21 protein-coding genes are annotated in these 25,288 nt (G+C 41.8%); 9 read left to right on the forward strand and 12 right to left on the reverse strand.

Translation table 11 applies throughout. The annotated features are described in order from the left end of the window. Positions 1 to 29: 29 nt before the first annotated feature. The 4 genes from IDJ75_RS18570 to IDJ75_RS18585 are packed head-to-tail and all read left to right on the forward strand — an operon-like array spanning position 30 to position 6,878. Positions 30 to 4,967: a PKD-like domain-containing protein gene (locus tag IDJ75_RS18570; RefSeq protein WP_191177160.1), complete on the forward strand. Its 4,938-nt coding sequence runs from the start codon at positions 30 to 32 to the stop codon at positions 4,965 to 4,967. Positions 4,968 to 4,981: 14 nt separating this feature from the next. Beyond that, entirely contained in the window at positions 4,982 to 6,010 is a 1,029-nt protein-coding gene (locus IDJ75_RS18575) for a PorP/SprF family type IX secretion system membrane protein (RefSeq protein ID WP_224746673.1), read from the forward strand. 31 nt (positions 6,011 to 6,041) lie between these two features. Continuing rightward, the gene (locus tag IDJ75_RS18580) at positions 6,042 to 6,449 is read left to right on the forward strand and encodes a hypothetical protein (protein ID WP_191177162.1); all 408 of its coding nucleotides are present in this window, start codon (positions 6,042 to 6,044) and stop codon (positions 6,447 to 6,449) included. Between the two features lie 21 nt (positions 6,450 to 6,470). Further along, on the forward strand, positions 6,471 to 6,878 hold the full coding sequence (locus IDJ75_RS18585) for an OsmC family protein (protein WP_191177163.1): 408 nt from the start codon (positions 6,471 to 6,473) through the stop codon (positions 6,876 to 6,878). 6 nt (positions 6,879 to 6,884) lie between these two features. On the opposite strand, the gene IDJ75_RS18590 is transcribed toward IDJ75_RS18585, so the two are convergent. Together IDJ75_RS18590 and IDJ75_RS18595 are read right to left on the reverse strand one after the other, a co-directional pair. Continuing rightward, positions 6,885 to 7,502 (reverse strand): TetR/AcrR family transcriptional regulator, encoded by a 618-nt coding sequence (locus IDJ75_RS18590; RefSeq protein WP_191177164.1) that lies wholly within the window; start codon positions 7,500 to 7,502, stop codon positions 6,885 to 6,887. Positions 7,503 to 7,610: 108 nt separating this feature from the next. Further along, positions 7,611 to 8,096: a DUF4126 family protein gene (locus IDJ75_RS18595; RefSeq protein WP_191177165.1), complete on the reverse strand. Its 486-nt coding sequence runs from the start codon at positions 8,094 to 8,096 to the stop codon at positions 7,611 to 7,613. 138 nt (positions 8,097 to 8,234) lie between these two features. On the opposite strand from IDJ75_RS18595, the gene IDJ75_RS18600 reads away from it, so the two are divergent. Further along, the gene (locus tag IDJ75_RS18600; protein ID WP_191177166.1) at positions 8,235 to 8,771 is read left to right on the forward strand and encodes a hypothetical protein; all 537 of its coding nucleotides are present in this window, start codon (positions 8,235 to 8,237) and stop codon (positions 8,769 to 8,771) included. A gap of 63 nt (positions 8,772 to 8,834) precedes the next feature. On the opposite strand, the gene IDJ75_RS18605 is transcribed toward IDJ75_RS18600, so the two are convergent. The 4 genes from IDJ75_RS18605 to IDJ75_RS18620 all read right to left on the reverse strand — a co-directional run bounded on the left by IDJ75_RS18605 (position 8,835) and on the right by IDJ75_RS18620 (position 15,541). After that, on the reverse strand, positions 8,835 to 12,251 hold the full coding sequence (locus IDJ75_RS18605) for an efflux RND transporter permease subunit (protein ID WP_191177167.1): 3,417 nt from the start codon (positions 12,249 to 12,251) through the stop codon (positions 8,835 to 8,837). 26 nt (positions 12,252 to 12,277) lie between these two features. Further along, positions 12,278 to 13,378 carry an efflux RND transporter periplasmic adaptor subunit gene (locus IDJ75_RS18610; RefSeq protein WP_191177168.1) on the reverse strand — a complete coding sequence of 367 codons (1,101 nt, stop codon included), beginning with the start codon at positions 13,376 to 13,378 and terminating at the stop codon, positions 12,278 to 12,280. 33 nt (positions 13,379 to 13,411) lie between these two features. After that, on the reverse strand, positions 13,412 to 14,821 hold the full coding sequence (locus tag IDJ75_RS18615) for a TolC family protein (protein WP_191177169.1): 1,410 nt from the start codon (positions 14,819 to 14,821) through the stop codon (positions 13,412 to 13,414). Positions 14,822 to 14,914: 93 nt separating this feature from the next. Then, positions 14,915 to 15,541 carry a TetR/AcrR family transcriptional regulator gene (locus IDJ75_RS18620; RefSeq protein ID WP_191177170.1) on the reverse strand — a complete coding sequence of 209 codons (627 nt, stop codon included), beginning with the start codon at positions 15,539 to 15,541 and terminating at the stop codon, positions 14,915 to 14,917. Positions 15,542 to 15,654: 113 nt separating this feature from the next. Here IDJ75_RS18620 and purB point away from each other — a divergent pair, with 113 nt between their 5' ends. The 3 genes from purB to IDJ75_RS18635 all read left to right on the forward strand — a co-directional run bounded on the left by purB (position 15,655) and on the right by IDJ75_RS18635 (position 18,824). Then, complete coding sequence (gene purB, locus IDJ75_RS18625) at positions 15,655 to 16,998, forward strand: adenylosuccinate lyase (protein ID WP_191177171.1); 1,344 nt, start codon at positions 15,655 to 15,657, stop codon at positions 16,996 to 16,998. 99 nt (positions 16,999 to 17,097) lie between these two features. Beyond that, the gene (locus IDJ75_RS18630) at positions 17,098 to 17,649 is read left to right on the forward strand and encodes a NifU family protein (RefSeq protein WP_191177172.1); all 552 of its coding nucleotides are present in this window, start codon (positions 17,098 to 17,100) and stop codon (positions 17,647 to 17,649) included. A 344-nt stretch (positions 17,650 to 17,993) separates the two neighbouring features. Further along, the gene (locus tag IDJ75_RS18635; RefSeq protein WP_191177173.1) at positions 17,994 to 18,824 is read left to right on the forward strand and encodes a hypothetical protein; all 831 of its coding nucleotides are present in this window, start codon (positions 17,994 to 17,996) and stop codon (positions 18,822 to 18,824) included. Positions 18,825 to 18,862: 38 nt separating this feature from the next. On the opposite strand, the gene IDJ75_RS18640 is transcribed toward IDJ75_RS18635, so the two are convergent. The 4 genes from IDJ75_RS18640 to mtaB all read right to left on the reverse strand — a co-directional run bounded on the left by IDJ75_RS18640 (position 18,863) and on the right by mtaB (position 22,991). After that, positions 18,863 to 19,669, reverse strand: coding sequence for an inositol monophosphatase family protein (locus IDJ75_RS18640; protein WP_191177174.1), 807 nt, complete (start codon positions 19,667 to 19,669; stop codon positions 18,863 to 18,865). 90 nt (positions 19,670 to 19,759) lie between these two features. Continuing rightward, positions 19,760 to 20,335: a hypothetical protein gene (locus IDJ75_RS18645; RefSeq protein WP_191177175.1), complete on the reverse strand. Its 576-nt coding sequence runs from the start codon at positions 20,333 to 20,335 to the stop codon at positions 19,760 to 19,762. A 136-nt stretch (positions 20,336 to 20,471) separates the two neighbouring features. After that, a complete protein-coding gene (locus IDJ75_RS18650; RefSeq protein ID WP_191177176.1) occupies positions 20,472 to 21,641 on the reverse strand; it encodes a prolipoprotein diacylglyceryl transferase in 1,170 nt (389 codons plus the stop codon). A 30-nt stretch (positions 21,642 to 21,671) separates the two neighbouring features. Next, positions 21,672 to 22,991: a tRNA (N(6)-L-threonylcarbamoyladenosine(37)-C(2))-methylthiotransferase MtaB gene (mtaB, locus tag IDJ75_RS18655; protein WP_191177177.1), complete on the reverse strand. Its 1,320-nt coding sequence runs from the start codon at positions 22,989 to 22,991 to the stop codon at positions 21,672 to 21,674. A 274-nt stretch (positions 22,992 to 23,265) separates the two neighbouring features. On the opposite strand from mtaB, the gene IDJ75_RS18660 reads away from it, so the two are divergent. Beyond that, positions 23,266 to 23,682 carry a nuclear transport factor 2 family protein gene (locus IDJ75_RS18660; RefSeq protein ID WP_191177178.1) on the forward strand — a complete coding sequence of 139 codons (417 nt, stop codon included), beginning with the start codon at positions 23,266 to 23,268 and terminating at the stop codon, positions 23,680 to 23,682. Positions 23,683 to 23,969: 287 nt separating this feature from the next. Here the strand turns inward: IDJ75_RS18660 and IDJ75_RS18665 are convergent, their stop codons facing one another. Both IDJ75_RS18665 and IDJ75_RS18670 read right to left on the reverse strand, forming a co-directional pair. After that, entirely contained in the window at positions 23,970 to 24,461 is a 492-nt protein-coding gene (locus IDJ75_RS18665; RefSeq protein WP_191177179.1) for a DUF6265 family protein, read from the reverse strand. Positions 24,462 to 24,585: 124 nt separating this feature from the next. Beyond that, a complete protein-coding gene (locus IDJ75_RS18670) occupies positions 24,586 to 25,149 on the reverse strand; it encodes a UbiX family flavin prenyltransferase (protein ID WP_191177180.1) in 564 nt (187 codons plus the stop codon). Positions 25,150 to 25,288: the final 139 nt, after the last annotated feature.

The raw sequence follows: 25,288 nt of genomic DNA on the forward strand, positions 1-25,288 counted from the left end.
AGCGTTAAATTGATTTTGACTTGTGATTGATGGATAAAACTTTTACTAAAGGTTTATTTATTTTACTACTGCCCCTACTTGTATTAACGGCCGCTGCCTCGGCCCAAAACATTACCGTAGGTGCTATTGACCCAGGGCCTTATGGGCAGGGATCAAGCATTTCTGTGCCATTTAAAGTAGATAACACCAGTGGCTGTATTGCTACAAATAATGTTTACCGTCTTTATCTTTCAAATGCCTCTGGTAGCTTTGCATCACAGGTGCAAATAGGCACTTATACGGGCTTCTATGGCACATTTGTTAATGGAATTATACCTGCTGGTACACCCGCGGGTAGTGGTTACAAGTTAAGGGTCATATCAACCTCACCGTCGGTAGTAAGCACAACATCCTCAGCATTTACTATTAGTAACGCTGCAGCCGTAAAGGCAGCAGTATCCTCCCAATCTATAGGAAACGATCCTGAGGTTTTTGGGGCGTGTATAGGCGCTAATAATAATTCTTATCCTTTTATAGATAATTCAACATTTGGCGCAACCGTTACAGCTACTTTTTTTAATGAAATAACCCAGGCAAACGAGGGTGGCATACAGCCAATACCGGTAAACTTCATTGCAAAACTGGCCAATTATACTGTAACTGTACGGGCTGAGAAAGGCGGGATTGTGGGTACAAAATCGTACACGTTAATTAATAATGACGTATACAGGGCAATCGGTAACTCCGGCAGCAATACGGCTTGCGCAAATGGTGCTGTACCACTTACATTTCCAATTCCCAGTGATGATGGCAGTGGCAATAAAGCAGGATTTAAATATAATTATCCTGGCTTGCTCTACAAAGTTACCTGGGGCGATGGTTCAACCAATACTTACACGTATTGTGACATCGTAAATCAAAATAACTCTATTGCCCACCTTTTTACTCAATCATCATGTGGCAATGATGTAGAAAATCAAAAAAACGTATTTAAGATAGAGCTAACGCCTATAAACCCGTATTGTAAAACTTCAGTAACTCCCGGGTTAGCTTTCGCAAAAGTAGTTTCTCCGCCTAAAAATGTTATCGCCGGCCCGGAAAATGCCTGCACAAATACAGTAGTAACTTTTACAAACATATCTGATCCCGGCCAGGACCCCAACAGCGTTGGTCCGGATTGTAAAAACGCCAATGCACTTTATACCTGGTACATCAACGGTACCGCTATCGCAATTAATCAAAAAAAAACAGATAATTTCATTTACAATTTTACCACACACGGTAACTATACAGTAACTTTGAAGTTGCAAAACAGCAATGGTTTGTGTACAGCTGATGATGTAGATTTTAAAATTTGCATTCAGGATAAACCCCAACCAAGTTTTACAATCCCACCAACGTATTGCCTTGCAAGCGGTGCCCTAACCCCAGTTAATACATCAATAGTTGATGAAACCTGTAATACAAATACAACCTATAAATGGGTACAGGTAGCAGGCCCTGTTGGCGGAGTTGTATTTAATTCAAACATTAAAACCCCGTCGTTTACATTTAACACAATTGGTGTCTATCAATTCAGGCTTGATATTACCACATTAAGTTGCGGTACGGTATCATCGCCTGTGCAAACCATTGTTGTTAATGATGTACCAAAAGTTCAGCTTTCTGCAGATGCCAATGTTTGCGGTCAGGGTGTAACGTTAAGTTTCGACCCAACGGCTACAACAACCAAATCTGATTTAACCGGTACTGCACAGCCCGCTGCTACAACATACACGTGGGCAGTTACAGGCGGTGCTTTCGCATTTGTTGGTGGTACCAATCTAAATAGCCAATACCCCAAAATTCGATTTGATGCATTAGCTACTTATACCATAACTGCTACTCATATAAATAGCTGCGGCGCGGCAGCTACCGATCAGCAGGTGCTTACATTTGTACAATCGCCTACTGTAGTGGCCGGTACTTATAATTCGGTATGCGAGGGCACCCCAATCGTGTTAAATGGCACGCCGGGAGTTGGCGGCCTGGTTACCGGTGTAACATGGCTAAGTACCACGGGGGGTACTTTTACTAATCAAAACACACCTAATGCTACCTATACCCCATCCGCAGCTGATATCGCGGCCGGGCAGGTTATCTTAACATACCAGGTTACTACATCGTTAACAGCGCCATGTAATGTTATCACAGACCAAACTACGGTTGCCATTATTAAAAAAGCTACCATAACCAGTCCAAATAATCCGTCTGTTTGCAGTGGCAGTACTTTCAATTATACTATTACTGCGGCTAACCCGGCAACAACATTTACCTGGACAGCGGGCTTAACCTCTGGCACGGCCACGGGCTTTACTAACCCGGGTAACGGTAACATCATAAACGACATTATTACCAATAACAGTAATACAGACGCGGTTGTAACTTACACCATTACGCCCACGCTAAATGGTTGCCCCGGCACACCATTTAGTTTAAAAGTAACCGTGCACCCGTTACCGGTTATTACCGCTGTACCTGTTGATGCCAGCATTTGCAGCAATCAGCCGGCAAATATTACTTTAACATCAAACATAACCCCAACAACCTACACCTGGACAAGTGTGGCCGGTGCAGGCATAACAGGTAATACAAACCGCGGTACAGCGGCTACAGCTACAAGCATTCAGGATATATTGGTAAATACTTCCGGAACTGCAGGAACTGTTACATACACCATAACGCCTTACAATGGCACATGCCCGGGCACACCAAAACAGGCGGTTGTAACTGTTAAACCTGCACCAATACCATCAGTACCCGGGCCTGATGAGGCAATTTGTATCTCATCTACCTACACATTAAAGGGTAATGACCCCGCACCTGGTACGGGCAAGTGGACAGTTGCATCCGGACAGGCTGGTATAACATTTAGTAATGACACCGACCCGCATGCCGTTGTAAGCGGTTTGCAACCGGGCCAGATCTATAAATTTACCTGGACAATTACAGCCGCCCCCACCTGCCCATCAACCCAAAATACAGTTACTATTACCAATAATGCAGAAGCTGTTGGCGGTACTACTACCGGCACAGCTACAGTTTGCGCCCCTACCAATAGTGGCACAATAACACTATCCGGTTATATTGGCGCTATCATCCGCTGGGAAAAATCAATTAACAATGGTACAAACTGGCTGCCTGTAGCTAATACAACGGCAGTATTAAACTACAGCAACCTAACCCAAACAACCCAGTATAGGGCTGTTTTAAGCGGTGGCAGCTGCGGTAACGAATTTTCGACTGTAACAACCATTACAGTTAACCAACCCGCCATTACAGCAAACGCCGGGCCTGATAACCCGCAGTGTAATGTAACCAGTGCAAACCTACAGGGTAATAATCCGGGAACTTTTGTTGGCGAGTGGACACAAACTGCCGGCCCTGCGGCTACAATAATTACACCTTCTAATCCGCTATCGCAGGTAACGGGTTTAGTACCGGGCAATAGTTATACCTTCAGATGGACGATTAAAGGTGTATTGCCTTGCGGCGATAGCTTTGACGATGTTGTGATAGTAGATAAACCCGATATTATTGCAAGCTTTATACCAAGCCAAACACAGGCTTGCGGCCCAACAGAAATTATATTTACCAATACATCGGCACCGGTATTTCCGGGCACCGTTTACGAATGGAACTTTGGCGATGGCTCACCAGCATCATCCATACCCAGGCATACTTTCCAGCCCGGTACAGATGGTAAGGATATTACCTACACCGTATCATTAACCGTTGTTGGCAATTGCATAGTAAGGCAGCCTGTTACCGCTACAATTACGGTAAGCCCAGCTAAACCCGATGCCCGCATAAACCCAAGCGAAGTACGGTCATGCGGGGTGTTAAACCTTTCGGTTGATAACTTATCGCCGGGTACAAATGACACGTACACGTTTTATTTGATAGATGAGAACAATAATCAGGTAACTACCCCCATCACCAAAACAAACGATGATAAATCTTCAGCGGTATTCCCGCCAATAAACCCAACACATATTGCTACCTGGCGCTTATACATGGAAGCAAAGGATAAATGCGGTAACATAAACAGGTCTCCGGAATTCCAGATCCCCGTATCTCCGTCAAATATTGTTTCCAACATGCAGATAAAAGACAACCCCGCTTACGTTTGCTTAGGTTCCCCTGTATTTTTCAGAAACTTATCGGCAGGTGGCGATGCTTTTAAATACACAATTTACGATAAAGATCAAGGCGTTCTAACAAGCTTCCCGGGGGGATTGGCAGAGCTTTCTTACATCTTCCCTAACGTAGGTTCTTATTTTGTGTCTATTACAGCCAGTAATACAGGGTGTGGTGATGCACCTCCATCTACCTTAATACCCATACAGGTTATACCTTTACCTCAACCGCAATTTACTTACACAGTTGATGTTGATAATAAGGTAAAGTTCACAAACACTACCCCCGCTGCCGGCAGCACACCTGCAACATCTTTAACCTATGTATGGAATTTTGGGGATGGAACTGCTCCTGAAACAAGCTTTACGCCTAACGATCATAGCTATGATTATACCAAATCGCCATATACGGTAACACTTACAGCCCGCAACCCGGGTACGTCATGTGAAGGTTTGATAACCCATACTATAGAAATTAAGTTCACGGGCGAGTTATTCGTGCCAAATGCCTTCCAACCAGAATCAAGCAAAGCAGAGCTGCGCACCTTTAAAGCTAAAGGGCAAAAACTAAAAGAATGGCGCATGCAGGTATTTAATAACTGGGGCCAACTGGTATGGCAAACCACACAGCTCAATAGCAATGGCGAACCAACAGAGGGCTGGGACGGCACATTTAAAGGGGCACCGGCGCAGCAGGGCGTATATGTTTGGCAAATAACTGCCAGGTTTTTAAACGGATCCGACTGGAAAGGTATGTCATATAACGGCTCGCTGCCTAAGCGATCGGGGTCAATACATTTAATCAGATAATTGAGATGAGGGGAATGGCAAAATATTATTTTTTAGCTTTAATGCTTGTACTTGGCTGCCTGGATGCTTTTGCGCAGGATCATATGTACTCGCAGTTCTTCAATTCTCCTGTTTACCTTAACCCGGCCCTAAACGGCCAGTTTGAGGGCGACTTACGGATGAACCTCATCTATCGCAACCAATATTCATCCTTACCGGGCAACCTTACCTATTTATCGGCTTCTATAGATTATAACGTACCACAGTTTGGCGGCGGCATTGGCTTGCTGGTTACGCGCAGCAGCGAGGGATCGGCTTATCTAACCAAAAACAACTTCGCGGGCATATACTCCTATAGTGTTGGCTCTGAAGATTATGTACTATCGTTTGGTTTACAAGCCGGTATAACCAACCGCTCAGTTGATTTTAGCAAGCTTGTTTTTGGCGACCAGATAGACCCCAGCCTGGGTTACATACCTGGCTCAACTACCGGCGCCGACAAACCCGATTTTAACAATAAATTCTTTTTTGATGCAGGCGCGGGTATAAACCTTACGCTTAAAAATTTTAATATAGGCGGCGCGGCGCAGCACCTTAACCGCCCCAACGAATCATTTACGGGTACACCATACGTATTGCCTGTGCGTGCTACCATGCATGCCAGCTTCCGTTACAACCTAACGCGCGATGATAATATGGACGAGGACGATAAATCGTATATCATCCCATCGGTAGTATTTTATAAGCAGGCGCAGGCACAATCCATAAGTGCCGGTATGCAATATAAGCGCCGCAGCGTAAATGCCGGGCTTTGGTGCCGCAGCGGCGGCGCGGGCGGGCCAAGCGCTATCGTTGTTTCGTTTATCTTCGATCTGTTTATCAACCGCGAGGGGCGCGAAAAGTTACGTTTTGGAGTAAGCCATGATGTACCGGCCGGTGGCCTTAACTATGGCAATACCAGCGGCACAACCGAAGGCAGCATTGGTTATGAAACTACCTTACCCTCCCGCTCAGGCGGTGAGCACAAATTTTTGGGTGCAAGCAGGTGTTACGACTTCTATTAATTTTGCTTAATTTGCATCAGCTAATTAATTTATGACAAAAAATTACGCAAAAGCAAAAGAAGAGAAGAAAAAATCGGCATCAAAAGCAGGTTGGTTACTGGCCTTTTTTGTAGTTATTTTCGCTGTTTTACTTGGCAAATATGCCCTTTCGGGTTCTACAGGGATATTTAGCGGCCTGCCTGATAGTGATGCTGCTTATGGCATTGCCAGAAAATTTATACGGCCTACTATACTTTCAACTAACGTGGATTTTTCGGATGCTGAATATAAATTTGCCAAAAAATCAGATTCGGTTTACGTCATCAAATCATTTTACACCGAGAAATTTGATGATGGCGAAGTTTCTAAAACCCACTTTACTATTACGTTAAAATATAATGGCGGTGCAGGCGCAAACGAATCAAACTGGGCCATGCTTAATTTAGATAAGGATAATTAATTGCTACTTTATTTTTGATGTATGGAAAGTGAGAATGAGTTTATTGTTGATGCTGCAGCAGTTATTACCCACGCAAAGTATCAAACTACGGTAACAAGTGGTAACCACACCATTATTACTGATGAACCTGTGGATATTGGCGGTGCCGATACAGGGATGTCGCCTTACAACTTATTATTGGCCAGTTTGGCAAGCTGTACGGTAATCACATTGCGCATGTACATCGATCGTAAAATGTGGGTAGTTGATGAGATCAATATTAAGCTCGAACTTTTTAAAAATTCTGAAGGTGTAGTGATTGAAAGCAAACTCGCATTTAAAGGCATCCTTACTGATGATCAGATAAAACGCTTAATAACCATTGCTGATGCATGCCCCATTCATAAAATACTTGTAGGCAACATTGTTGTAAATAACCGCTTGGCGTAATACACACTATTTTAAGCCTTTAACAAAAATATCTATTAGTAGCAGGCGTTTATTGTGTATTTCGTCCAGGTGTTCTTTATGCGGAAAGTTTAGTTTTTTATACGATAATGAGCCACCAACCTTAATACCATGCAAGGCATCTAAAAATACTTCTACAATCTCAATTGGGTTTGCAACTGGTTTTAAGTTGTCTTTTTCTACTTCGGATTGTATGGCACCGGCAAGTAATTTAATCTCGGCTTCGCGGATATGGCCAACAATTTCCCAAATTGTATCAGGAAGGTTTTGCTCGTTAAGGCGAAAGAAATCAAAGAAGTTATAGTTATTTACAATAAACTCGTGATGGGTGTTAACCTGAAACAAAAAGGCCTCGCGGAGGTCGGTAAAATGCCCAAACTTGTCTTCAAGTTGTTTTAAATAATCGCTGGCCAGTTTGCGCATAACGGCCATATATAACTCGCTTTTGTCAGGGAAATAATAATAAAGCAAGGCTTTCGACATCGAAAGGTCGCCGGCAATTTCATTCATGGTGGTTTTTGAATATCCGTAATGAAGAAATCGCTGGTACGAAGCCTCTAGAATTTTCTCACGTTTTATATCCTGCTGATCATTTACTGCGCTCATTGCTTTACTAAAGATGATTTTATAAAAACCTGACTTTTTTAACAAAACTATCAATTTACCAAACAATAAATCAAAGCTTTCTAAAAAGATGATTTTAAAATGTAAAAACTACATGTGCTTAGCTAATGCGCTACCTGTAGCAATTACAACAGCATCTTCAATTGCCCCCACAACAGGATCTGGCAAACCAGTACGCTTACCCAGGGCGATACGTAAAAACATACAACCAAATGCCGATCCAATTGCCGCGGTCCCACCTATTATCCCTCCTATTACAGGCTGCTGATGATTGGCCCTGTAAACGGTTGCGCCACATAACGCACCCGATAAAAAACGGCCTATTAAACCACCCGCACTGGTACGGTTTGGTGCTGCAGGCATTTTATCGCCTACCAATTCGCCTGCGGCTAAAACCTTAAATACTTTTGATGTAGCAATACTTTGCATGAATTGTGCTGGCGTGTTTTTCAATTGCCTTGATGGATGCCTGCTGTAAACGTGGCTAACAACCACGGGCGCCGAAAAGGTACGCATCCCGGCAATTATGCCAAGCCCCGCAGCCTGCTTAAAGGCATTTGTAAATTTAAGTTCCATTAAATGATAACAGATTGTGATACAAAATGTTGTGATAAATGTGTTTTAAGCAGAATTTTAAACATTACACTTTGAAGTAAAAAAATATAAATCAATAATTAATATTGCTTGTTGAGTTATAACAAACAACATCTATCTATGAAACTACATAAAGATAACACACTTAGCGAAATGGGCAGCGCTATAGGCAAAGGCTTGCTGGCAGGTATTGCTGCAACTGCCGCCATGACAATATCGCAATTGATAGAAATGAAAATAACCAACCGCGAAGCCAGTGATGCACCCGTTAAAGTTGCACGGGATACTGCCGGTATTAAGCCTGCATCTGAACAAGATAAACAACAATTATCACAAGAATTACACTGGGGATATGGCACAGCCTGGGGCGTAGCGCGCGGGATTATAGGGCTTACCGGTTTAAAAGGATTGCCTGCTACCCTGGTACATTTTGGCGCTGTTTGGGGCACAGCTTTATTTATGCTGCCCAAACACGACGCAGCCAAACCCATAAACAAACAAAAACCTCAGAAAATAGCTATTGATATATTGCACCATGGTGTTTACGCCATTACCGCCGGAGTTGTATATGATGCCCTTGACGAAGGTAACCGCCGCGAAAGAAAAGTGAAGAAAATATTGGCCTCATTAAAAGGACTGAAACATCGTTTTAAATAAAACAGGTATAATAAAGAAAGGCCGCATAATTATATGCGGCCTTTCTTTTTACAATTGTTTATACTAAGCTTCTAGAACCTCTATTTGGTTTTTTTTATCTTCTTCCTTTTTACCAAAGAAATAGTTTTTCATGTTTACACGTATGATGTACATACATGGAACCAATATGAGAGTAATGATGGTTGCAAAACCAAGGCCGAAGATCATTGTCCATGCTAACGGCCCCCAGAAGGCTACGTTATCGCCACCAAAGTGAATATGTGGTTCAAAGTGGGTGAACAAGCCTACGAAATCGATATTGAAACCAACAGCCAATGGTATTAGTCCTAATATGGCTGCTGTTGCTGTCAACAATACAGGAGTCATACGGGTATGGCCGGCCTCCACAACTGCATCGTGCAGATTTGCACCCTGATCTATCAGCATATCGGTAAATTCTACCAGCAGGATTCCGTTACGTACTACCACACCAGCAAGGGCTATAATACCCACCCCGGTCATTACAATGGCCATGGTCATGCCAAATATGGCGGTACCAAGCAATACGCCAATAATACTGAAGAAGATCTCGCTGATGATGATAAACGTTTTACCTATAGAATTAAACTGTATCATCAGGATAATCAGGATTAAGCCAAATGATGTTGCCATTGCACCACCCAAAAAAGTTACCGCTTCCATCTGATCTTCCTGACCACCACCCTGGCGGATAATAATATCGTCGGATTTTTTGAAGTTGGCTATCGCTTTTAAAATATTAGCATTCACATCGTTAGGGTTATACGGCTTAATTACACTCGAACCTAATGTTAATACCCTGCGTTGCTGCTTACGCTTAATATTGCTGTAAGTGTTGGTGTACCTAACATCAGTAAAGGCAGATATTGGTACCTGGCGTATTGCACCACCTGTTGCTAAATCGCGATAAGTAATTTTTAAATTTCGCAATTCATCAATATTACCACGTTGCGCCTGGTTGGCCCTCACCATTATCTTATAATCATCCTCTTTTGTATTTCTGTAATCGCCTGCTTTTTTACCAAATATAGATGTGAAGAGTGCGTCAGTTATCTGTCCGCTGCTTATGCCCTCGCGGTTAGCGCGCTCACGGTCAACATCAAACACAATTTCAGGTTTATCATTCTGCACATCGGCAACAAGGTTTTCAATACCGGCTATATTCTGTTTTGCCAGGTAAGCCTTTAAACGGTTACTTGTTTTTACTAATGAGTCCAGGTTATCACCAATAATTTCAATACTGATGTCTTTTTGTACCGGCGGACCACTATTTTCCTGCGCTACAGATATTTTGGCACCAGGGATACCCTGTACCGAATTACGGATCCTTTTCAGTATCTCTTTAGTATCCTTCCCTTCGCGTTTACCAAATTCAACAAAGGCAACGGTTATCTTACCCTTATTCTGATAATCGCCCTGGTCTTCATCAGTTGGGTCTGTTACACCTTTTGTAACGTTTGATATAATTGACGACACCACATCTTTATCTCCCTCTACAACTTCAGCAACTCGTTTTTCAAGCTTTTTGGTTACTTCGTTAGTGGTTGCCTGGTCGGTACCAATTGGCATAGTAATATATACGTAAGCAAAGTTAGGATCGCCCGCAGGGAAAAACTCAGGTGTTTTACCAAGTATTGCAGTTAATACAAACGACAATATGAATAAGCCTAATGTACCTATCAGCATCGTAACCGGTCGTTTTACAGCCCTTTCAAGCCATTTTGCATACCAGTTTTGAAACTTAGGCCATACATTTTTCTGAAACTTGTCTATTACTTTTAACAGGAAGAAATGGTTTAGTAAATATAATACCACAATTAGTACCATAAAATTACCTATACCAACATTTATCCAGTATCCTACAGCAGTAGCAATACCTAAATAAATTAATGCGCGTTTCGTGCCTTTATCAAACTTAGGGTTATCGTGTTCACCTTCAACATGTGGTTTCATAAAATCAACCGCGAATACCGGGTTCATAATATAAGCTACCACCAGTGATGCTAACAAGGTTATGATCAATGTTATTGGCAGGAAGAACATGAAATGCCCAATTAAGCTATTCCAGAAAGCCAATGGTACAAATGGTGCAAGCGTAGTCATTGTACCTGAAAATACCGGCAGGAATACCTCACCTGCAGCCATTTTAGCTGCCTCTTTAATAGGTACTTTTCCGTTTGCAAAAATACGGTGGGTGTTTTCTATTACCACAATAGCATCATCCACCACAATCCCCAATGCCAAAAGGAACGAGAATAATACGATCATGTTAAGTGTAAACCCAATAGCCGGCATTATCAGGAACGCGATAAAGCAGGATAGCGGTACAGATAGCGCCACAAATATGGCATTGGTTGTACCCATAAAAAACATCAGGATTACAGTAACCAAAATAAAACCGATAATAATAGTATTTATCAGGTCATTAAGGGTTGTACGTGTCTTGTCAGACTGATCGCCGGTTACAGTAATATTTAAACCCTTAGGGAAAACCGTTTTCTGTTTAACTTTTATCAGGTCGTTTATCTTGTCAGATGCTTCAATAAGGTTTTCACCGGCCCTTTTACTAACGTTAAGGGTGATAACATTTTTAAACACTTTGCTATTAGGTGTTTTTAAACGCGCGTAGCTCTCCTGCTCTAAAAATGCATCCTTAATTTCAGCAATATCCCTTAAGTAAACGGCCTGGCCTTTAGGGTTACGGATAACCATTTCAGATACCTCGTCGGCATTCTTAAAATCCTGCTTTATATCAATACTTCTGCGTACACCATCGGTTTTAATGGTACCTGCTGATGACAGGATATTTTCGTTACCTATAGCATTTACAATATCAGTGAAACCGATTTGTGCCGCCGTCATTTTGTTCAGGTCAACGTTTACCTGAATTTCGGGCGTTAGCGCACCAACCTCATCTACTTTTGAGATCTCTTTGTAACCTTCAATCTCATCCTTTAACAGATCTGCATATTCTTTTAACTTTTTAAGGTCATAATCGCCGGATATATTGATGTAAAGAATTGGCAAATCGGCAACGTTAATGTCAGATATTACGGGTTCCTTTAAGTTTACATCGCCTTGCGGTAAATCCTGCTTGGCTTTATCAACCGCGTCTTTAACATCTATCTTAGCATCTTTTATCTTAATGTTCGCCTGAAACTCTGCGGTAATTATAGATACATTTTGTACCGAGTTTGATGTTACCTTTTTTAGGCCTTTTAAAGATTTTAGCTGCTTCTCCAACTGTCTGGTCACCAAATTCTCAACGTTCTGCGCAGATTGCCCTGCCCATGTTGTTGTTACAAACACTTTAGATTGTGCTATATCCGGAAAATTCTCTTTAGGCAAGCTATTATAGCTTATAAGCCCCAACACTGTGATCAAAAATATGAGCACATATATGGCGGTTTTATTATCTATAGCCCAACTTGAGGGGCCAAATTCTTTTTTAAGATCTTTCATATATAATAGATCAGTGTTTGTTAAAATTAATTAGCAGATTGTAAAACCTTTATTTTATCACCATCCTCAATATCAGAGGCACCTTCAGTAACTAATTGCTCGCCGGCTTTTAAACCCGATAATATTTCTGACATGCCATTGTAGGTTACACCAACTTTAACAGTTTTACGTTTGGCTATACCGTTCTCGTTCACGTAAACGTAGTCGCCATTTTCTGACCGTTGTACAGCTTTAACCGGGATAGAAATGGTGTTTGTTTTTGAGTAATCGGCTATTTTTATGATAGCAGTCATGTTAGGACGAAGTGATTTACGCTCTGGTAATTTTACCTCAACCGCAAAGCTGCGTGATGTTGGGTCGATAGCTTTAGCCGCAAATGTTACTTTAGTTTTTAATGAATCGTTAGCATCGGGCACTAAAATTAAAACTTCGTTGCCTGTACCAACGCTTGCTGCATAACTTTCCGGCACATCAGCCTTAACCTTTAAAAAATCGGCGTTTACAATACGGATACCTGTAGTACCAGGTTGCGCAACCTGGCCAAGCTTAAGGTCCATCTGATCTACAGTGCCGCTTATTGGCGATACAATACGATACATAGCTGCCTGTTCGCGTAAAGCTGCTAAAGCTTTTTTACTTGCCGACAACGTTGTTTGAGCTTGTAAAAATTGAACTTCAGTACCAATTTTCTGATCCCAAAGATTTTTTTGGCGATTATATAAAGTCTGGTTCAGTTCAACTGTCGCTTCGTTTTGGGCGATAGTTTGCCTTTGGGTGCTATTATCTAACTGCACAAGTACCTGGCCTTTGCTAACATGCTGCCCTGGTTTTACATAAATAGCAGTAATAGTACCCGGCGATTGCGGGTAAGCAGTAACGTTATCCTGTGCATCAATTTTGCCTTGTATTTGTACGTAATTAGTAAACGCACCGCTTTTAACTTCGGCAACACTTACTTCTACAGCTTTTGTAGAGTCGCCGCCAACTTCGCCCTGTAGTATGGTTATCTTGGCATTTATTTCTGCTTGCTGTTTTTGCAGGTCGGCCAGCTCGGCTTTTTTATCTTTTGGTTTGCTTGAGCATGCCGCCAGTAATAGTAATGCTGGTATATATATTAATTTTTTCATGTTTTGTGTTGATATATGGTGGTTTAGTTATGTTTATTGTATTCTTCCGTATGCTTTATCAAGGTCAACCTTGCTTACCAGTGCATCATAAAGGCCTTGTATGTATTTATTATCGGCATCTTCAAGCGCAGTTTGTGCCTGTGTAACCTCTATACTTGAGCCTACACCCTGCTGATACTTTATTTTTGATACCCTAAGTACTTCCTGTGCCAACGATTGACTTTGTTTCTGATTATTAAGGGTTTGCAATCCATTAATATACATTACACGAGCCTGACTGGCTTGCAAGCCTAAACCATTCTTCAGATTATTTAAATCGTTAATTGATTTTTCAACCGCAACTTCTGATTGCTTAACCTGATATCTGCGCTGAAAACCATTAAAAATGGGCACAGTTAAGTTTAACCCTATGTAACTTGATGGATAACTGGTATTAAATAATTGCCCAAAGCTATTATTTTGATAGGTGGCGGCAGTACCTGCAACAAATGATAGTGTTGGTAGGTAAGCGGCTTTTTTACGCTTCAAATCAAGCTGGTTTAGCCTTACAGCAGTTTCGCCTAAATTATATTCAATTCTTCGATGATAGAATGATGAATCGGCAGCAACTGCGGCATCCGCATTAGCATCAAGCATTACATCGGTAAGCTTATCTGTTAAACGAAGATCATTGCCGATTGGCATTCCCATTTGGAATTTAAGCAATTGATAATTAAGCACTAAAAGGCGTAATGTATTTTCGCGCGTAGTAAGCAGATTATTGTATTGGACGGTAATACGATCAACATCAATTTTTTCTACAAATCCCTGTTTATTTTGGGCAGTAGTTTGATCAACCTGTTGTTTAAGCTGGTTAATATTAGCATCTAATAACCTTATTTGTTCATTACTTACTAAAACCTGGTAATAAGCTTTAGTAACATTTACATTAGTTTCAATACGTGTGCGTACTAAATTGCGCTGCGACAATTCTTTGTAAGTTTTTGAGGCCTTCAAACCAACAAGATAAGAGCCATCAAATAATATCTGTGAAAGTGTTGCCCCAACATTAGCATTGTACTTTTGCTGTATACTTAATTTCTGAGGCGGAGAAGTTCTTAAAGGAATAACTTTACCATCGCCGCCTTTTACACCTTCGGCATTTAAAATTTGGTATAAACCATCAGTAAAACTTGGGAATAATACAGCAGGCGTTTGTAAATAATCCTGAAAACTTGCAGTACCGTTAATTTGGGGTAAGCCTATACCTGTTGTTTCTTTTACTTTGTATTCGGCGCTTCTAACATCCAATTGAGCATTTTTAACAGAGTCCTGATGCTCGTAGGCATAATTAACAGCATCCTGTACGCTAAAATTATAAGCTTGTGGTGGTGCAGACTGCGTTTGCGAAAACCCTTGCAAGGCTCCCGTTATGCAGGTTAGTAGGGTGAGGATTCGTTTCATTTGTGAGTAGTGATATATATGGTAGATTATTGTTTGTTTCATTACAAAACAACCGCAATAATTGACAACTGTATGTCAGCAGTGCGGGTGTTTTTAGTTTAATTCTTCTATATGAACTTTTTTATACTCATCTAATAGTTTATGCCCTTTTATAGTGCAAATGCCATAGTTAAAATGCTCAAGTAACTGGTACTGTACCCGCCATGTGCTAAACTGCGCTATAGGGAATATTGAGGCGTTAAAGCCCATTTCTACTTGGTTAACACGCATTTTGGCCAGTATCTTAACGTCTATTTCCGGCCTGATGAACCCCTGCTTTATCCCTTTTATCAATAGTTCTTCCAAGGTTTTTACAAGCACATTTGCTTTAAACTTCTGAAACTCGCTCCAGGCATCCGGGTGATACTTTTGCATATCATGTATCACTATCGGATTTATCCTGCTGAAGATATCTTCCGAACATTTCATCATATTGATCATCTCTTCCATCACGTTGGCCGAGTTTTGTATGATATCGTTTATCTGGCATTCATCCTCTTCGAGCTTTTTCTTTACAAGCGCTATCACCAGATCATTTTTATCATTAAAAAAATGATAAATAGTTTTTTTCGACATACCCAGATGTTTGGCTATATCGTCCATAGTTACGCTTTTGATACCTGCCTGTAAAAACAAGTCTTCGCCGCCCTGAATTATTCGTTCTATTTGACCGTTTGACATTATTGGTCAAAACTAAGGAAACATTTTTAGATTTCAAAGTTTCCTTTTCAAATTACTTTTTCCTGACAATCACCGTTTTTACACAATTGTTTATCTTTGCAAAAAAGAACGCAATGGATTTAACTTCCCTGTCCGCTATATCCCCTATTGACGGACGCTACCGCAATACAACATCAGCACTGGCCGCTTATTTTTCAGAATACGCCCTTATTAAATATAGGGTATTCATAGAGATAGAGTATTTTATAGCGCTTTGCGAGCACCCGCTACCCCAGTTACGTAGTTTTGATAAAAATGCAACAGAAAAGTTACGTGATATTTACAAAAACTTTTCTGAAGCTGACGCTGCATCAATCAAAGACATCGAAAAAACAACCAACCATGATGTTAAAGCGGTTGAGTATTTCATCAAAAAGGAGTTTGATAAATTAGGCCTGGAAGAGCATAAAGAATTCATTCACTTTGGCTTAACTTCTCAGGATATTAACAATACCGCTATTCCGTACTCATTTAAACTGGCACTTGAAGAGGTTTACCTGCCCGAGATTACCAAACTGGTTGAGCAGCTTAGCGCTTTCGCGCAGGATTGGGATGCTATACCCATGCTGGCACATACCCACGGGCAGCCGGCATCGCCAACACGCCTGGGTAAAGAGATAAATGTGTTTGTTGAGCGCCTGCAAAACCAGCTTAATTTGTTAAAGGCAGTGCCATACTCGGCTAAGTTTGGCGGGGCAACAGGTAATTTTAATGCCCACCATGTTGCTTACCCGCAAATTGACTGGAAAGCCTTTGGCAATCATTTTATCAATGATATATTAGGCCTGCACCGCTCGCAGTTTACCACGCAGATTGAGCACTACGATAACTTTGCCGCGCAATGCGATGCTTTGAAACGCATCAACAATATCCTGATTGACCTTGACCGCGATATGTGGACTTACATATCAATGAACTTTTTTAAACAGAAAATAAAAGCCGGCGAGGTGGGTTCATCGGCTATGCCGCATAAGGTAAACCCGATAGATTTTGAGAACAGCGAAGGCAACCTGGGTATTGCAAACGCCTTATTTGAGCACCTGGCCGCTAAACTGCCTATCTCCCGCTTACAACGCGACTTAACCGACTCTACCGTGTTACGTAACATAGGTGTGCCGGTTGCGCATACCCTTATCGCTATCAAATCAACCGTTAAAGGATTAAATAAGCTATTGCTAAACGAGGCAGCCCTTAATGCCAGCCTGGAAGCTAACTGGGCTGTTGTTGCAGAGGCAATACAAACCATCCTGCGCCGCGAAGGCTATCCTAACCCTTATGAAGCCCTGAAAGAGCTTACCCGTACCAATACACAGGTTAATGCGCAAACTATAGCGGAATTTGTGGATGGATTGAATATAAGTGAACCAGTTAAAAATGAGATAAAGGCTATTACACCACAGAATTACACAGGGATATAGTATAATTACCATAGTCATAAACAGGTCAAATCAATATCAGGGAGATGCTTTAACCAAAAACCTGATTACATTTGTTAACTATATAAAATTTTGACACACATGAATATCAGCGTATATACCGAAGCCACCCCTAACCCGGCAACAATGAAGTTTATTGTAAACAAGTTGCTTATAAACGGAAGCGTGGACTATGCCACAAGGGAAAGTGCCGAAAATTCACCTTTTGCAAAGGAATTGTACAAATTCAGTTTTGTTAACGGTGTGTTCTTTGCCAGTAACTTTGTAACAGTTACCAAAACCGAAGGCAGCGACTGGGATGATATCCAGCCGATATTGAAAGAGTTTGTTAAAGGTGCGGTTGAATCTGAATTAAAGGTACAAACCGTTGAACAGGCTGTTGATGCTGACTTTGAAGGCACCGAAACCGAAATAAAGATACAGCAAATATTAAACGACTACGTACGCCCGGCTGTTGAGCAGGATGGCGGCGCTATCACCTACCGATCATTTGATGCAGGTGTGGTTACTGTTGAGCTTCGCGGTTCATGCAGCGGTTGCCCGTCATCAACAGTAACCCTAAAATCAGGTATCGAGAACCTGTTGAAACGTATGGTTCCTGAAGTTACCGAGGTAGTTTCTGAAGCTTTATAATTGAGCTAAATACTTACAATATTAAAAGCCGGTTGGGATCTCTAACCGGCTTTTTTGTTTATAACTGTCCCGTTTATTCCATTTTGAAACGGGACAAAACAGATAAGGAAATTACAGATCTTTTTGACCTTTTTTCGGCCTTAATTCGGCCTTTTTAGGCTTTATTAGGTTAATTACCGGTAACAACGGCTGAAATTTCATCATTTGTTTGAATTATGATGATGGGATAAAACGGTACAGGATCTTTTCTAATATATTCCCCATTGTTTTATTGGTTGTACAAACATTGTAAAACATAAATGCCGTTTGGCTGCTTTGTTACATTTAAAGCAGTTTATAAAATTATGTTTGAAACCGTAACCGTTAAACAAGCTATTCAACATGGCCGTAAAATGGTGCTATTACCCATGCTCATCATATTTGGGGGTATCCTTGGGGGTTCCATTTATCTTGCATTTGTACAGCATATATTTTTCGCACTGCCCATTGGTATATGGGTAGGTATTATTGCAGCATTTGTTTACCGCAGTATTATGATCACCAAATGGCGTTTGTGGGCGTTTGAAAACGTACGCAAGGTTCACGAACTAAAAACCGAGGCATCCAAAGCGCTGTTGCTGCCGGTTAAGGATAATTTTTTTGAGAAAACTGAGATCAGGACAGCCGCAGAAAAAGCAAAATGGTTAACACTGCAACAACGATTTGATAAGCCCGACCCTTTATTTTTTGAAGAAGACCCCGAGGTGCCGGCCGAAACCATTGTACGTTACTCTGTTATGAAAAAGATTTTATGGAGCCTTGTATTTTCCGTAAGCTTTTTTGCGGGTTTAGGCCTTCTTTACTTAGGTAAAGAAACAAGTAATTATGTTTTTGGCGGTGTAATGACGATGTTTGGTGGCGTTTTTATGTGCGTATGCTTTAAAGACGCACTTAACCGTACACCGCAAATTATACTCAACAGCGAAGGTATGGCTACAGTTAAAACACCATTTTACCCGTGGCGGTCCATCAGTGACGAAAAAGTGATTGTACGTGGTTCGGGCAAAGGACAAACTACTTATTTAACTTACACATGTCCCACCGGATATACAGAACTCGTGCTGGACGATTTTACGGTTTCGCCGCGCCAACTCGGCCACCTGATACAGGTTTACAGAGGACGATCAAATTCATAATATTTTTAATTTTTATAGTGAACGCTAAGTATACTACCCTATCGCTTAACGTTCGCGGTAAAATACTTTTCAATGTACTCCAGCATCTCCCCTGTTATTTTACCGTTTGTAGCCAGTAACTCGCGGGATTTGAGCACTTCGGGGCCGCCTTTAAAGTTCACTACTTCGCCACCTGCTTGTTGTACTATCACAATGCCAGCCGCAATGTCCCATGGGTTTAGGTTGTACTCATAAAAGGCTTCGAAACGGCCGGCAGCGGTATAAGCCAGGTCGACAGCGGCCGAACCAATACGGCGCAGGCCGTGGCAGTTGCGCATCAGTTCAGTAAACAGTTTTATATAGGCTTCCTGGTAGCTAAAATCGTAATAAGGGAAACCAGTAGCGATGAGGCTATCGGCAATAGCGGGCTTGTTGCTCACCTTTATTTCGGCGCTATTAAGGTATGCAGGTGCATCTTTATGGGCATAAAAACATTCGTCCTGGTTCACTTCATAAACTACACCTAATACCAGCTCATCCTTATCCTGCAGGGCAATACTAACCGAATAGGCAGGCAAGCCGTGTATAAAGTTGGTGGTTCCATCCAACGGGTCAATGATCCAGTTATAACGCTCGCCTATTTTGGTGCTTGTTTTTTCTTCGGTAATAAAACCGGCTTCGGGTAATATCAGTTCCAGCCCGCTTACTATCTTTTGCTCGGCAGTCTTATCCACATACGATACCAGGTCGTTAAGGCCTTTGTACTCTATCTTATCCGCATCAAAAGTTTTGCGCTCCTGGCGGATAAACTGCCCCGCTTCTTTTGAAACATCAATAACCTGCCCTATTATCTGATTTAACTGCATATCTTTTTAGAATTTGAATATTGGAATTATTTTGACGTTTCTGTCCCGCAGTCAGGTGCCCAAAGGTCAGCTTCATAAGCCCCCACATCGTTATTTTTTTGCTTTATACTTATGATAAAGCGCAATACATTTTTCCTGGTAATCAAAGTTTATAGCATCCGTAAAAGTCTCTAAATAAATTGGGGGATAAACTATTTCAGCATAAATTCCGGGCATTTTTACAATTTTGCCCTTCACTTCTTTTTTAATAACGCCCACATATTTATGAGTTAACATATTTAAGCTTGATTGATATACCTGTTCGCCGGGATAATCCCTTGCCAGCACATCATCTGTTCTGCGCATCTGCACCAACTGCATTTTTTTAACAATTTTGTTGTATTCGAAAACACTTATAAAACCCGAACGGTCATAATCGTTCCAAAATTCAAAACCTTTTTTGGTGGCTACAAGCGTGTTGCCAAAATTCAGATACCTGATTTCTTTGCTTTCTACACGTTTATACTTTTGGGTAGATAGCCAAAGTACTAATATGTCTTTATCACTGTCTATGAATACACTGTCTTTTTTAAAATCCCCGTCAAAATCTTTTACAATTTTTCGTGTGCTTTGTGCAGTGGCAATAGTTGATAAAATGATAAAGGAAGAAACAATAAAGTATTTCATCTAAATTTAGTTTCCTTAATATTTTTTGGCGCTCAGAAAAAATTGGACTACCCTCTGATCTTGCCTTTGTTGTTCTAAAAAGCAAATCGTTCCTATCTCGGTAAAGTAACCTGTATGATGAGATTTAGTTTAGAATTTAATTAGTTAAACCTGTTTTTTTGTAACGGTTAGTGCTGTAATAGATCAGCGCGACACCACCAACAACCATAATAACCGAGATCAGCTCGGCCTGGGTAAATGGGACACCGGCAACTACATATTTGGTGTTTACACGGATCAGTTCGATCAGGAAACGCTCTACACCCGCCATAATCATATATATACCAAACACAATACCAGGCGCTTTAAACTTATGGCGAAGCTGCCATAACACCAGGAATAATAATAAACAAATTACCGATTCATAAAATGAGGTAGGATAAACCGGGAGCTTTAATTCGTAGCAAAATTTACCAACGCAATCAGGGATGTGGTTGTCATGATCAGACATATCCACGTTATGCGGAAATTTAAAGCTCCACATCCAATCGGGCGCCCAGCTTAAAAAGCCCGGTTTTGGGTTTAGGTTAGGGATGCCCCAATCGCCATCGCCGCTCATCTGGCAGCCTATACGGCCAACACCATAAGCCAGCATCATACCAGGGCCACCAATATCCAGCATAGTTAGTGGCTTAATATTGTGTTTGGCAGCAATGTACAAAGTTACCGCGCCACCGCAAATAAGGCCGCCGTAAAAGGTTAAACCGCTAAAGCCAATCAGCATCCCTACCGGGTCGCGCATAAAATCGCCCCAGTTCTCTAAAGCGTTAAACAGTTTGGCACCTGCAAAGCCGCAAATAGCCGCCCATAACAATATGCTGCCCATTAATTCGTGCGTGTGTACGGTTACACGGCGCTGCTCTGGTTTTGGCAATAACTGTTTTTTATTCTCGTAATATGCCCAGTAGGCCATTAAAAACGCAAAGATGATCCCCCCAACGTAATTCCCTTTTAAGGATAATAGAAAATCCTGCGGGTTATCAATTAATGCGCTGTAGTGCAGCACGGCATCCAACACTTTAAAACCCAGTATAAAGCCAAATACGGCATTACCGGCAAGCTCTCCTCTGGAAATTGGTGCACCAACAGTTACAGTTTTTTCAAATGGATGGATGTACCCTAAGGCCTCGCGGCGTTTAAACTCCTGGCCAAATGCCCAATAGGCCGCCATAAAGGCAATAGCTACAAAAAAACCAAATGTTTGTATAGGTAGCGGTATATTGGCACCGGTTAGGTATTCTATCAGCGAAGAAAGGGTTGGAAACATATTTAGGTGTTTGTGCTGCGAATATAATAGTTAATGCACTAATATTTCTTCGCTTTCTGTTATTTCAACATCACCATCCGGTGAAATTGCTGTTAAATGAACCGTCTTTAATTCGTTAACCAGTATGGGGTCGTACTTGGCTTTTACCTTAACGTAGTTTCGGGTAAAACCGTGCATAAAGCCCTCTTTTAAATCGCCTTCAAAAAGCACCTCGTCGGTTTTGCCAATCTGGGTCTCGTAAAATGCACGGCGTTTTTTATCGGACAGGATGTGCAGCATCTTGCTCCTGTCGGCACGGGTTGAGCCGGGCACAATACCGCTCATTTCGGCAGCGGGGGTGTTTTCCCGTTCCGAATAGGTAAATACGTGCAGATAAGACACATCCAGGTCGTTCAAAAAGTTATAGGTATCTACAAAATCCTCGCGCGTTTCGCCGGGGAAACCTACTATTACATCTACACCAATACAGCAATGCGGCATCAGCTCCTTTATTTTGGACACGCGCTCGGTATACAGCTCGCGTTTGTAGCGGCGGCGCATTAAACCCAGTATTTTGTTAGAACCTGATTGTAATGGGATATGAAAATGCGGCACAAACCTTTTTGAAGCTGCCACAAAAGCTATTATATCGTCGCTAAGCAGGTTTGGCTCAATGGATGATATGCGGATGCGATCGATACCTTCCACCTCGTCAAGCGCTTTAACAAGGTCGAAAAACCTGTCCTCGCGCTGCCCGTTACGGATGCCGAAATCGCCCAGGTTTACACCTGTCAACACAATTTCTTTTACGCCCGATGCAGCTATTTCTTTTGCCTGTACGATCACATTTTCAATAGTATCGCTCCTGCTGCCGCCGCGGGCAAGGGGTATGGTACAAAAAGTACACGAGTAATCGCAGCCATCCTGTACTTTCAGGAAGGTACGGGTACGGTCGCCAAAGGAGTATGAGGGTATAAACTGGTTTGCCTCAGATACCGGCTGATTTAAAACAACCGCTTTTGGCTTTTTAGTAAGATCAGTAATATGGTCTACCAGCTGAAATTTCTCGGCAGCACCCAAAACCATATCCACGCCGGGTATTTCGGCAATCTCTTTCGGTTTTAGCTGGGCATAACAGCCCACAATGGTAATAAAGGCGGCCGGGTTTATCTTCAGCGCTTCCTTCACTATTTTTTTGCACTTTTTATCGGCGTTTTCGGTTACCGAACAGGTGTTTATTACATATACGTTGGGCGTATCGGTAAAATCGACCGTATCAAAACCGGCGTTATTAAACAGGCGACCAATTGAGGAGGTCTCCGAATAATTCAGCTTGCAGCCAAGTGTATAAAAAGCGACTTTCTTATTCATTTGCAAGCCGCAAAGATAATCATTTAGTGAATTAGTGAGTTAGTGAATTAATGATTGCTTGTTAATAGGAATGTAAAAACCTTGCCATTTCGAGCGATAGAGAAAAATCTTGTACACCTTGCTTTTGCGGATGCATAGCTTTACTTACCGCTTGTATAAGATTTCTCCTCAGTACGTTCGTTCGAAATCACAGGTCGGAAATGGTTATTTGTACCATATACTGTTTTGGTATATAGTATAAATAACGTATCATTGAAAACAATTTAATCTTATTATGATACCAAACCAACATCCTAACATTCAATTGATCCATTCTTTTTTTGAGGCATACGCCGCTAATGACCTAACGTCTATCAAAAATATCTTATCTGACGATATTGAATGGATAATTCCCGGCCGGCATCCATTAAGTGGCGTTAAGACCGGGGCCGAAGAGGTGCTTAACTATTTTAAACAATTAAATGCATCAGACTTTAAAGCGAGCCCAATTGTGATGGGGTTTAACGATGAGTTTATAATTGATTGCCACCTGAACTGGAGCAACCGCACAGATGGCGAGAATGTACGGGGCATGTCATGCCTGTTATGGAAGTTTAAAGATGGAAAGATCAGTAAGGTGTACAACTTCCCGGAAGACCAGCATATGATAGATGCATTTTTCAATAAGACTTATCCTATTATTGAAGGATAAACTTAACTTACTATCCCGTTTCGCCCTTGTTGGTGTTGTCACCAACAAGCCGCTATGCATTCAGACCTTGCAACTTCAAAACCGTCCTAAATGTTGTTGGTGACAACACCAACAACGGCGGGAAGCTTACTCACCCCGACTCCGCTTCGCTGGTCGACCCTCTCTGCTTCGCAAAGAGGGTGAAGATAATTGCAAAACCCTCTTTCCGCGCAGCGAAGAGAGGGTGGTCGGGCGAAGCAACGACCGGGTGAGTTAAATTGCGAAATCACAGCCTGGAGAAAGAATAATTACTTCCTCAATGTATAATTAAACACATCTTTCTTCCACTTGCCATCCTTGCCCTTTTCATCCAAAATACAATCCATTTTTAGCGGGCCGGTGCGCTTATAGGTTATAATAACATTTTTATCCAGCGATTGAAACACCACCTGGTCTTTGTCGATTTTTACAGCAGTCATCAGGTAGGGCTTATCTTTATCCTCCCACCCTATGCTACCTTTGTTAAAGTGGCGAAGTTTAAGCACCGGGATGTTGCCGGTTTGTTCTATCGCCATAAATTCATAAAACACGATCTTCCCGTCCTTAACGCACCTGAAAGTGCTTACCATATTATCGCCCATTGGCGGGCCCCAAAATTCTTCCATATCGCCCCACTCATGTTTAAGCGTCCAGGTGCCGGCCATAAAGGCAAGGTCTTTTACTGATGCTTTTTTTAGCTGCGCTGATGAGGTGCCGGTTATTGCTGAGATAAGCAGGATAAAGAGTAATGCTTTTTTCATGATGATAAATATAAATTATTTTGTCAGTCTAAGCTTGTCGAAAACCAGTGCATTCCGCTATTTGGCTCTACAGTATCAATATAACAAAATCGCTAAATCACTCATTTATCAAATCAATAATTAATCAGATCCCCTCCCATCTATAGCTCTCATTCTCCAACCCAATTAAATCTATCACCCGGTTTACTACCGTCATAGCCAGTTCTTCAATGGTTTTGGGTTTGCTATAGTATGATGGTATGGCCGGGCAGATAATGGCACCGGCTTCGGTAACGGTTTGCATGTTGCGGATATGGATGAGGTTTAAAGGGGTATCGCGGGCTACCAGTATAAGCCTGCGGCGTTCTTTTAATATCACATCCGCGGCGCGGGTTATCAGGTCATCAGACACTCCGGATGCTATGCGGCCCAGGGTCCCCATTGAACATGGCACAACAACCATGGTATCAAACCTGGCCGAGCCTGACGCGAAGGGGGCCATAAAATCGTTTTTGGCGTAGGTTTTAAATGGGTAGTTGCCGTGGGTGGTATCGTCCAGTTCAAATTCCCAAACTTGTTTGGCATTGTCGCTCATTACAACGGCAACCTCTGCAATTTGCCCTTGCAGCTGCTGTAATTTATCAAGTAATAGTTTGGCATAAATAGACCCGCTTGCACCGGTAACCGCGACAACAATTTTCTTTTTCATAATGGAATAGTACAAATAAACGGAAGAAAATTTACAGGCACAAAAAAGGGTCGAATAACTCGTACTCGACCCTACATCTACCTATGAAAAACATGCCCTTTGAGCGGGCATTACAAATATAACAAGTGTTTATTAATTA

Origin of the sequence: Mucilaginibacter rigui, from assembly GCF_014773275.1 — a bacterium.
Classification (GTDB): Bacteria; Bacteroidota; Bacteroidia; order Sphingobacteriales; family Sphingobacteriaceae; genus Mucilaginibacter; species Mucilaginibacter rigui_A.